This window comes from Methylocystis sp., from assembly GCF_051061225.1.
In the GTDB taxonomy this organism is placed as follows: domain Bacteria; phylum Pseudomonadota; class Alphaproteobacteria; order Rhizobiales; family Beijerinckiaceae; genus Methylocystis.
Genome location: NZ_JBPFEB010000034.1, coordinates 1 through 9216, shown reverse-complemented (window position 1 = coordinate 9216; position 9216 = coordinate 1). Strand labels below are relative to the sequence as shown.

The following is a 9216-nucleotide window of genomic DNA, read 5'->3' as shown; positions in this document are numbered from 1 at the left end:
TGTAAATGCCGATTTTAAATTCCCCAGAAGTGCCTAAGTAAAATTCCCCAGTCTGGCGGGCATGGCGATCAGCCTATGTCTCGATCGGCGCCTCCGCTTTTTGGCGGCCGTCCACGGCGCCGGAGGGTCGGCGGGATCGGCGCGGGCTGGATGCTCGCTTTCATGCGAACGTGTTCGGGCAGCAGATCGGCGTGCTCGCGGAGCCGATAGCTTGAGCCTTCGATCTGGAAGACGATGGCGTGGTGCAGGAGGCGGTCGAGCAGCGCCGTGGCGACGACGGGATCGCCGAAGATCTCGCCCCATTCGGCAAAGCCGCGGTTCGACGTGAGGATCATGGCGCCCTTTTCGTAGCGGGCGTTGACGAGTTGGAAGAACAGATTGCCGCCGCCCGGCGTGACGGGCAGATAGCCGATCTCGTCTACGATCAGCAGCGAGAAGCGGCAAAAGTAGCGGATTTTTTCCCGAAGCGTCCCTTCACGTTCGGCCCTGGCCAGCGTCGCGATGATGTCGGCAAGGGAGGCGAAGTAGACGCTGCGACCGGCTTTGACCGCTTCGACCCCGAGCGCCAGGCTGAGATGGGTTTTCCCCGTGCCGGGCGGTCCAATGAGATGGACGGCTTCGGCGCGGTCGATGAACTGCAATTCGGCCAGCGCCATGACGCGGCTCTTGTCGAGCGATGGCTGGAAGGCGAAATCGAAGCCGGCGAGCGTCTTGACGGCGGACAGGCGCGCCATTTGAAGCGCCATCCGGACGCGGCGATTCTCGCGTAGCGTCAGCTCTTCGGTGAGCAGAATGTCGAGCGCGTCGAGTGCCGTGGTCTCGCCACGCTCGATGCCGCGCAGAGTGACGTCGAGGATTTCGAGGGCGCGGGGCATTCTCAGGCCGACGAGATTGCGTTTGACGCGGTCGATGACGGCGGAGGGCGTCGCATTCATCGTGAGCCCCCCTGCATGGCCAGGCGACGGCCGACGGCGTCATAGAAGGCCAGTGGGCGTCTCGCGGCGTGATCGCCGGCGCGCAGCACAAGGGGCGGCGATGCGTCGGGCGGCCGGCGACGATACGCTTGCGACGGTATTTTGCGATGCGCCGGATCAAGACGTTTTTCGCCGCGGCCTTCGAGCGGCGCATGGGCGGCGATCAATTCCCCGTCCTCGAAGATACGGATAGCGTCGGCGAAGACATGGACATCGAGGACGCGTCGGCGCGTCGTATCCGGCACGCTGTAGAGATTGCCGCCGACGCTGACCATGCCCTCATGCGACGCGCGGCGTTCGAGCCGAAGCACTGCTTGATAGGGCGTAGACGGCAATGGCTTGAGCGACGCCTTCTCTTCAGCAAAAGCCTCATCGACGACGCGCCTGGTCGTGGCGTGGACCCTCGGATTGGCGACCGTATCGAGCCAGGTCCGGAGCTGGGCGTTCAGGTCATCGAGATTGCGGAAGGCGCCGCCGAGGAAAAAATCTTCCCGGATGTAGCGGAAGGGCCGCTCCACCTTACCCTTCGTTTTGGCGCGGTAGGGTTTGCAGGCGCGCGGCTGAAAGCCGTAATGGCGCGCCAAATCGAGCAGCGCACGATTGTAGACGACGAGGCCGTCCGGGTCTTCCCCGATGACGGCCGTCTTCATGCGATCGTAGAGGATCTCGCGGGGAACGCCGCCGAGCGCATCGAAGGCGGCCATGTGACAGCGCAGGACGCTCTGCATGTCCTGGTGCAGGACGAAGCGCGCCCAGATGAAGCGGGAATGGCCCAGGACCATGGAAAAGAGCCAGACAATCCGCTTGACGCCGGGCTCGTCGAGACACTCGACGTCGAAGCGGGCGAAGTCGACCTGCGCCTGTTCGCCGGGCGGCGTCTCGAAGCGCACCTCGAAGCCTTTCGGGCGCGGCGGCCGAAGTTCGCGCAGGAGGTCGGTCACCGCCGTGTAGCCGCCGGCATATCCGCGGTCCTTGATCTCCCGCCACAACCGGCGACCACTCAGAGCCGGATAGGCCCCGAGGCGCTCCCGCAGATAGGGCTCGAAAGTTGTAATCGCGCGTTCGCGTGGCGGCCGCGCCTTGTAGCTGGGCGCCGCCAGCCCCGAGGCGATGTGCTTGCGGACCGTCTTCCTGTCGATTCCGAGCTGGCGCGCGATCGCGGACACAGAGACACCCTGACGATGCAATTCCAGGATCATGACAATTTCCCCGAGTTTGACCACCGCGCCCTCCCTCCCGCCAACGGGAGCAGCATCGGTGAGTCGGCGCGCTACCCGGCCTTCCAGGGCATGCCCTGGAAGGCCGGGCGTCACGAAAACTGGGGAATTTTCAATCGGCACATTTGGGGAGTTTACGTCCGGCACTCACACCTGCCCGAGAGTTGGACAGGCGATCCCCGCCGCATGGCACAGGCGCGCGTGCCGGAGGACAGGCGGGCCGCGCTGAGCAAGCCGGAGATCGCGCTCGAGGAAATCGACCGCGTCATCGCTTCCGGAGCGCGCTTCGGCTGTGTCCTTGCCGATTCAGGTTATGGCTCCAGCGGGCCTTTCCGTCAGGCGCTGAGCGCGCGCGGTCTGCTGTGGGCGGTAGGGCTGTCTCGGCGTCAGAACGTTTACCCAGCGGATGTCGCGCTGGTGTTCCCCGTCGCAAAAGCGGGGAAGCCTCGCAAATACCACATCCCTGATGAGCCGCCCGTCTCCGCCGAAGCGGCGTTGGCCGACGCGACATGGAAAAAGTCAGTTGGCGGCGGGGCACGAAAGGCCGCTTGACGTGTCTCTTCGCGGCGCGCCGCGTTTGTGTCGCCGATGGCCACAAGCACCGCATGCGCGATCATCGCATGCAACGTATGCCGGGCGAGGAGGTCTGGCTCGTCGGCGAACGCCGATCGACGGGCGAACAGAAATACTATGTGTCCAACTTGCCGGCCGACGCGAGCCTCAAAACGCTCGCCGCCACGATCAAAGCCAGATGGGTTTGCGAACAAGCTCATCAGCAGCTCAAGGAGGAACTCGGCCTCGATCACTTCGAAGGCCGATCCTGGACTGGCTTGCATCGACATGCCTTGATGACGATGATCGCTTACGCCTTTCTTCAAGCCCGCCGCCTCAAGGCAGCGGGACGGAAAAAAAAGAGTCGGGGGACCGCCGCCACAACCCAGCATGCCCGCCATCCGGCAGGCCATCCTTGACCTCTTCACGCGGCCGCCGCCCAAGCGATGCCCGCATTGTGACAAGCCGCTCCTCAAACTGGTTAAGCCAAATCTGCCAAAGTAGTGCTAGCGTCTAGGCGGACCATGCGACGTGCTGGTGCCGGAGCTGGCCTGTCTTGAAATCGTTCCTGCGGTGCTGGGCGGGAGATTGTAATGCTCAGTTTCCGGCTGGCTACTTGTAATTGTCCCTGCTGTGCCCCCATCTTGGAATCATCCCCTCGGGCGCCAGCGAGAGGGCAAGATCAGTAAAGGTTAAGCATGACAGATGGAAGCAGAAGCTTCCATCTGCGACGTAGTAATTGGAGGAGGAAATGATGGCCTATAAGCATTCTGCGATCTTAGCGCTGCTAGCGGGTTCGGCTCTCTGTGGCCTCGGAGGCGTGTCGCTTGCTGGAGACCAACAGTGGAGCGCACCGAACGTCCCGGGCCAGCCCGGCTATAAGGAGCCGGCGAAGTCAGACGAGATGCAGGTTCATGCTCCGCGAACCACCCAGGATCCGAGATTACCCTCCCATCCGAAGCATCCCACCGAAACCGGGTCGGGTCACTAATCGCTGTCGGACGCGTGCGGTCACGTCCGCGTGGCCGCATGGGTCCAGCGCTACCCGCCGCTTGTTGACCGATTGCCGCGCCGATAGGCCCGTTCGGTTTACACCGCCAACATCAAAAGTAATCGCGAACACTATTGGTCCAACGCAAAGCTGTTTCGCGAGTTGCTGACTCTTAATGCCAATCGATCGCCTGTGAGCCACGCGTCTGTGAGAAGGTTCCACGCCCAGCCCGCGACGCGCATCGCCTCGGGATTGTCAAACTGAAGTATTGTCTCCGCAGCAATCGCCAGCATGTCCACAGCGGCCAGTGTCGAACCAGCCTCCAATAGCTCAAGGCGCGTTCAAGCATCGGCTCATAGATCGGAATGACAGCCACCCGGTTGGGATGAGTCGGCGTATTCGACGCATCGGCCATTGTTGATCCCCCTGCAATCCGTCGGGGAATTCAATGCGGGCTACCCTTCAACGAAGGCCTTGGCGGAATGCTCAAATTTTAGCGTTCCTGAATCTCGAGAAGGGCAATGTCCGGTGCACGCCGGATCAGCCCCCTGAGGTAGTCGTGATGGACTTCGATCCGCCCGGAGCGCCGATCGCCGCCGCAAGGCAGGGGCGAGATATCTCCCGTGATCTCGAAGTGCTTGACCCAGCGGACAGCGCTGGCGATGCTGACTTTAAAGAGCTTCGCCGCCTTGTTGCGCGACAGTCCGTCCACAACCACCGCCTCCACAACGCGTTTGCGAAGATCATCGGAAAGCGCCATTCCTGCCGCCTCCTCCTCGCGGCAGAAATTATGAATCAGACTTCAGCCGATTCGGGAATCCTGAACCGTGTCAGAACGGTCGGAGGTTGCTCTAGTTCAAATCATCGTAGCTTTAACTGCTGCAAATCTGCAGATGAGTCGGATATCCCGTGAAGCCGGCGGACTCACCCGCACTGCAGAAAATCCTGCATAGACCGCGAGTCACGAAAGGTGGTCGTTGGAAATAGACGGTTAAGCGCGAGGCAGGCCAGTTGTGGTTGAATCAGGCCGCCTGCCGTCACGTATACTGAATAGCGCGTACGGACCCGGGACGGCCCTCGGCGACGTAAGCCACCGTCGGGCAAGCGAACAACGCCTTCAGAAAGTTGGTCTCCAATGACTCTCGCCAATGCCGCCGTCGAGCAGATCCCTGCAGGCTTGGTTGTGCCGCGATTCCTGTACTACTTCTTCGCCGTATATTTCGTTGCGTTCGTGGCCCTCTGGGTGACGCATCGATTTCTTCTCTGGAAGAAATCCAGCGCAACACTCAAGATCCAGCCTGACGAAGCTGCTTGGTGGCTGAAGCCTCTTGCAAACCACGAGGCGGAATTAGCAACCGATGTGGCTGGCTTGACGAGCGCTGAGGCGCGTTCGCGTCTCGCCGAATTCGGTCCCAACCTGTTCCACGACCGTCAACAACAGTCGCTGATTCTACAGTTTCTCTCCCGTTTCAAAAACCCTCTGGTCATTCTGCTGCTCGTAGCCAGTGCGATTTCAGCCTTGACCGGCGAAATCACTAACTTTCTGATCATCACGACGATGGTGTTGCTGAGCGTGACACTGGATTTCGTCCAGGAGTACCGCGCCGGAAAGGCGGCAGAGAGCCTGCGTCAGTCGGTATCGCTGCGGGCCACGGTGATACGCGATGGCAAACCATTGGATACGCTGGTCGCCGACGTGGTTCCCGGCGACCTCGCCGTGCTCTCTGCAGGCGACATGATCCCCGCGGACGGGTTGGTCCTAGAAGCGCGGGATTTGTTCGTCAAGCAAGCGCTCTTAACCGGTGAGCCCTACCCTGTCGAGAAGCGTCCCGGCGCGCTATCGGCTAATGCGATTGATCTGCAGGACGCGGCCAACGCTGTATTCATGGGCACAAGCGTCATTAGCGGCAGCGCCAGAATGCGCGTGGTGAAAACCGGCGCCGGCACGGCGATCGGGGCCATTGCGGACAGCATCAGCCGCCGACCGCCCCCAAGCGCCTTCGAAATCGGCACGCATCGCTTCGGCCTGCTCATCATGCGCCTCACCGTCTTGCTGGTGCTGTTCGTGCTTTTGGTGAATGCGCTCCTGCACAAGCCCTGGCTTGAATCCTTTCTGTTTGCAGTCGCGCTCGCGGTGGGGCTGACTCCGGAACTGCTTCCAATGGTGGTGTCAGTCACCTTGTCGCGGGGCGCGCTGCACATGGCCAGGAAACGCGTCATCGTCAAACGATTAGCCTCGATCCAAAATCTGGGATCGATGGATGTCCTCTGCACGGACAAGACTGGCACCTTGACCGAGGCGAAGATAAAGCTCGAACAGCATGTGGATGCGGAAGGAAAGCCTAGCGACCGCGTGCTGGAACTCGCCTACCTCAACAGCTTTTTTGAGACCGGCCTTAAAAGCCCGCTCGACGACGCGATCCTCGACCACCAAAACATCGACGTGAGCGCGTGGAAAAAAATTGACGAGGTTCCCTTCGACTTTGAACGGCGGCGCGTGTCCGTTTTAATTGAGAAGGGCGACGACCGGTTACTGGTCGTCAAGGGCGCGTCCGAGGAGATCGTGGCTCTTTGTAACCGGTACGAAGAACAGGGGAACAAGAGCCAGCCTCCTCTCGATGCTGCCGCGCTTGGACGGATACAGGGACAGCGCGTCGCCCTCGAAAAAGAAGGCTTTCGCCTGTTGGGCATCGCCTGGCGCCAAGTTCCAAAAGACCATCCCCATGCCGTCCTCGGCGACGAGGCGGAATTAGTGTTCGCGGGTTTCGCAGGGTTCCTCGATCCGCCGAAGGAAAGCGCTGGCGCGGCGCTCGCAGCCCTCGCCGAAAGCGGCGTAACAGTGAAGATCGTCACCGGCGATAGCGAATTGGTCACCCAACATGTCTGTGCGACCTTGAATATCCCGGTGACGGGAGTGCTGACGGGGAAAGAAATCGGAGAGATGGACGACTCCGCCTTGCGGGTCAGGGTGGAACAAGCCAATCTGTTTTGCCGGGTCAATCCATCGCAGAAAGATCGGGTAATCCTCGCGCTTAAGGCTCGGGGTCATGTCGTTGGTTATCTAGGCGACGGCATCAACGATGCGCCGTCCTTGCACTCGGCCGACGTTGGCCTATCGGTCGACTCAGCTGTCGACGTCGCCAAGGAAGCCGCCGACATGATCCTCCTGGATCAGGATCTGCATGTCCTCCACGACGGTGTGCTGGAAGGTCGCCGTACCTTCGCGAATATCATGAAATACATCATGATGGGAACAAGCTCCAACTTCGGCAACATGTTCAGCATGGCCGGCGCTGCCTTGTTCCTCCCCTTTCTGCCCATGCTGCCAACACAAATCCTGCTCAACAACATTCTCTATGACACTTCCGAAGTGCCGATCCCTCTGGACGAAGTAGATCCCGAGGATGTACGTAGTCCCCAGGTCTTGGACATGAGCTTTATCCGAAACTTCATGCTCGTCATTGGGCCGATCAGCTCCGTGTTCGACTTTTTGACCTTTTATGTCATGCTGGTCGTGTTGAAGGCGGATGAGGCGCTGTTTCAGACCGGCTGGTTTGTAGAATCGCTGTCAACTCAGGTTCTGGTGATCTTTATCATTCGCACGCGCGGCAATCCGTTCAAAAGCCGTGCGCATCCTGTCCTGGTCACGACATCCCTCGCGATAGCGACGATGGGTGCGGTTATGCCATTCACGCCTCTGGGCCCGTATTTCGGTTTTGTCCCGTTGCCCAGTCGATTTTATGTCATCCTGGCGGTGATGGTCATCGCCTATCTGGTAATTGTCGAGGTTGCCAAGAAAGGCTTTTACCGCTGGGTCGGCGGAACCGGCGGTTCGAAAACGCGTCGAATTGACTTTAACGCTCGCTTCCGGCGGACTGTCGCGGGAAAACGTACAAGAGAGGACCTGAATTGGGAGGGAACACCCGATTAGCTCCGCAAATAGCTTGGTTAACGGCCTGAGATCCAGAGATACCCCCGGAAGCAGGCAGTTCTTTTTGGAGGATGCATCGAATGTCGCGAGGGACTTTCTTGATCATCATCGCGGCAATGATCGCCGGAGCAATTGGATTTGGAATAGCCGTTTATTCGGTGCCGCTCGAAGAGATCATCCAATTCCGAGCTCTCGTTAACGCCGGGCTCGGCGCGAGCTCAACGAGCAATCACCCAGATAGCAGCAATACCGAGCTTGAACATCCAACCGCGTCGTCGTCGAAAGCTTCGACAGAACTGGACTCAGTCGCCCGAGGTCGGAGCGATGCAAATTCAAGTTGCGACCCGCACAACGCGAACTGCGAGGGCGGGTACCCCGCCGGGGCAGCTAGTACAAGTGACATTCCTAACCGCGACGGAGCCACACAAAATAGTACACCAAGTGAAAAGGGCAACGCCCAGCAACCTCCTACTCCGGAAAGCGAGCCCGCAAGGCTCCCGTCTTTGTCTCCTAATGCAGGGAGCGAGAAGGCGCATGTAGCGCCGGGAGGTCATTCAAAGCCGCCAACCAAGAAAGCAAAGTCGAAAGGTGCGCCTTCAAGCAACGCCCGAAAATAGAGGGAATTTCGTGACCCTCTAGATGCTATGGTAGCCGACTGGCGTACGTGGATTTTGGCCAGCCGCGTCCTGGGCGGAGCGCTGGATTGGCGGGCCGGCAAGGGTGCGCCCCGGCCGTCGCTGTAACGGCCAAGGGTCTTGCTCATCTCCACAGGCTATTTTGCGCCACCACGGTTCATTGCGACGCGATCAAGGGGCGAAACGATCATAGTCAGAGCCGCTGTTCCGCAGAAGAATTCAAGGGATTTGCCGTCGGCGACGTCGAGACGCGACGACTTATGTGGCTCCAACATGAGCTGCAGACGAGAGGCGGTAGTGCCTTCAGCTTCGTCATTCTGTTTTTCGGAAATCATGAGTGTGAGCTTGCATGCCCCATCAGCACCCACGAAATAGCTCACGACATGCTTCGACCCTGTGTCGAGACTCGTCGCCATCAGCGGCCTCATCCTAACCGGCTGCCGAATTTCCGTGGCGGACACGGTCGAGAGCCGGCCCCGGAAATTCGGACAGTAGCTTGAGTGGATTTTCTGCCTGACAGCGGCGAGGGTTCTCGCTGCGAATCAGGAGCATTCGATGACGAAACGGAGCCGCCGGACGCATTCTCCGGCCTTCAAGGCGAAAGTGGCTTTGGCCGCGATCAAGGGCGAGAAGACCCTTGCCGAATTGGCGCAGCAGTTCGATGTGCACCCCAACCAGATCACCACGTGGCGGAGCCAGTTGCTGGAGGGCGCGGCGGGCGTTTTCGGACAGGAGAAGGCAGAGCCAAAAGAAGCCGCCGTCGATTTGAAAGCGCTTCACGCCAAGATCGGCGAGCTGACGCTGGAGAATGATTTTTTGGAAGGCGCGCTCACAAAAGCGGGATTGCTGAGCGCAAAGCGATGATCGACCGCAGCCACGACCTCTCGATTGTCCGTCAGGCGAAGGCGCTCGGCCT

Annotated in this window: 5 protein-coding genes and 2 pseudogenes; 3 read left to right on the top strand and 4 right to left on the bottom strand. The window is 60.1% G+C overall.

The features are described 5' to 3' along the window. Positions 1 to 68: 68 nt before the first annotated feature. Both istB and istA read right to left on the bottom strand, forming a co-directional pair. A complete protein-coding gene (gene istB, locus ACR652_RS07785; protein WP_434505950.1) occupies positions 69 to 935 on the bottom strand; it encodes an IS21-like element helper ATPase IstB in 867 nt (288 codons plus the stop codon). Then, a complete protein-coding gene (istA, locus tag ACR652_RS07780) occupies positions 932 to 2197 on the bottom strand; it encodes an IS21 family transposase (protein ID WP_434505949.1) in 1266 nt (421 codons plus the stop codon). The genes istB and istA overlap by 4 nt, the downstream gene beginning before the upstream one ends. A gap of 177 nt (positions 2198 to 2374) precedes the next feature. Between istA and ACR652_RS07775 the strand changes: the two are divergent. After that, positions 2375 to 3162, top strand: a pseudogene (locus tag ACR652_RS07775) (IS701 family transposase); the annotation flags it as partial. A gap of 1065 nt (positions 3163 to 4227) precedes the next feature. Here the strand turns inward: ACR652_RS07775 and ACR652_RS07770 are convergent. Continuing rightward, positions 4228 to 4494: an IS630 transposase-related protein gene (locus tag ACR652_RS07770; RefSeq protein WP_434505948.1), complete on the bottom strand. Its 267-nt coding sequence runs from the start codon at positions 4492 to 4494 to the stop codon at positions 4228 to 4230. Between the two features lie 375 nt (positions 4495 to 4869). On the opposite strand from ACR652_RS07770, the gene mgtA reads away from it, so the two are divergent. Then, on the top strand, positions 4870 to 7665 hold the full coding sequence (mgtA, locus tag ACR652_RS07765) for a magnesium-translocating P-type ATPase (protein ID WP_434505947.1): 2796 nt from the start codon (positions 4870 to 4872) through the stop codon (positions 7663 to 7665). Between the two features lie 772 nt (positions 7666 to 8437). Here mgtA and ACR652_RS07760 read toward each other — a convergent pair. Beyond that, positions 8438 to 8716: a hypothetical protein gene (locus ACR652_RS07760; RefSeq protein WP_434505946.1), complete on the bottom strand. Its 279-nt coding sequence runs from the start codon at positions 8714 to 8716 to the stop codon at positions 8438 to 8440. Positions 8717 to 8855: 139 nt separating this feature from the next. Here ACR652_RS07760 and ACR652_RS07755 point away from each other — a divergent pair. After that, positions 8856 to 9216, top strand: a pseudogene (locus ACR652_RS07755) (transposase); the annotation flags it as partial.

Coding starts and splice junctions, on each gene's coding strand:
- istB (WP_434505950.1), bottom strand. CDS start 935: ATGAATGCGACGCCCTCCGCCGTCATCGACCGCGTCAAACGCAATCTC.
- ACR652_RS07770 (WP_434505948.1), bottom strand. CDS start 4,494: ATGGCGCTTTCCGATGATCTTCGCAAACGCGTTGTGGAGGCGGTGGTT.
- mgtA (WP_434505947.1), top strand. CDS start 4,870: ATGACTCTCGCCAATGCCGCCGTCGAGCAGATCCCTGCAGGCTTGGTT.
- ACR652_RS07760 (WP_434505946.1), bottom strand. CDS start 8,716: ATGGCGACGAGTCTCGACACAGGGTCGAAGCATGTCGTGAGCTATTTC.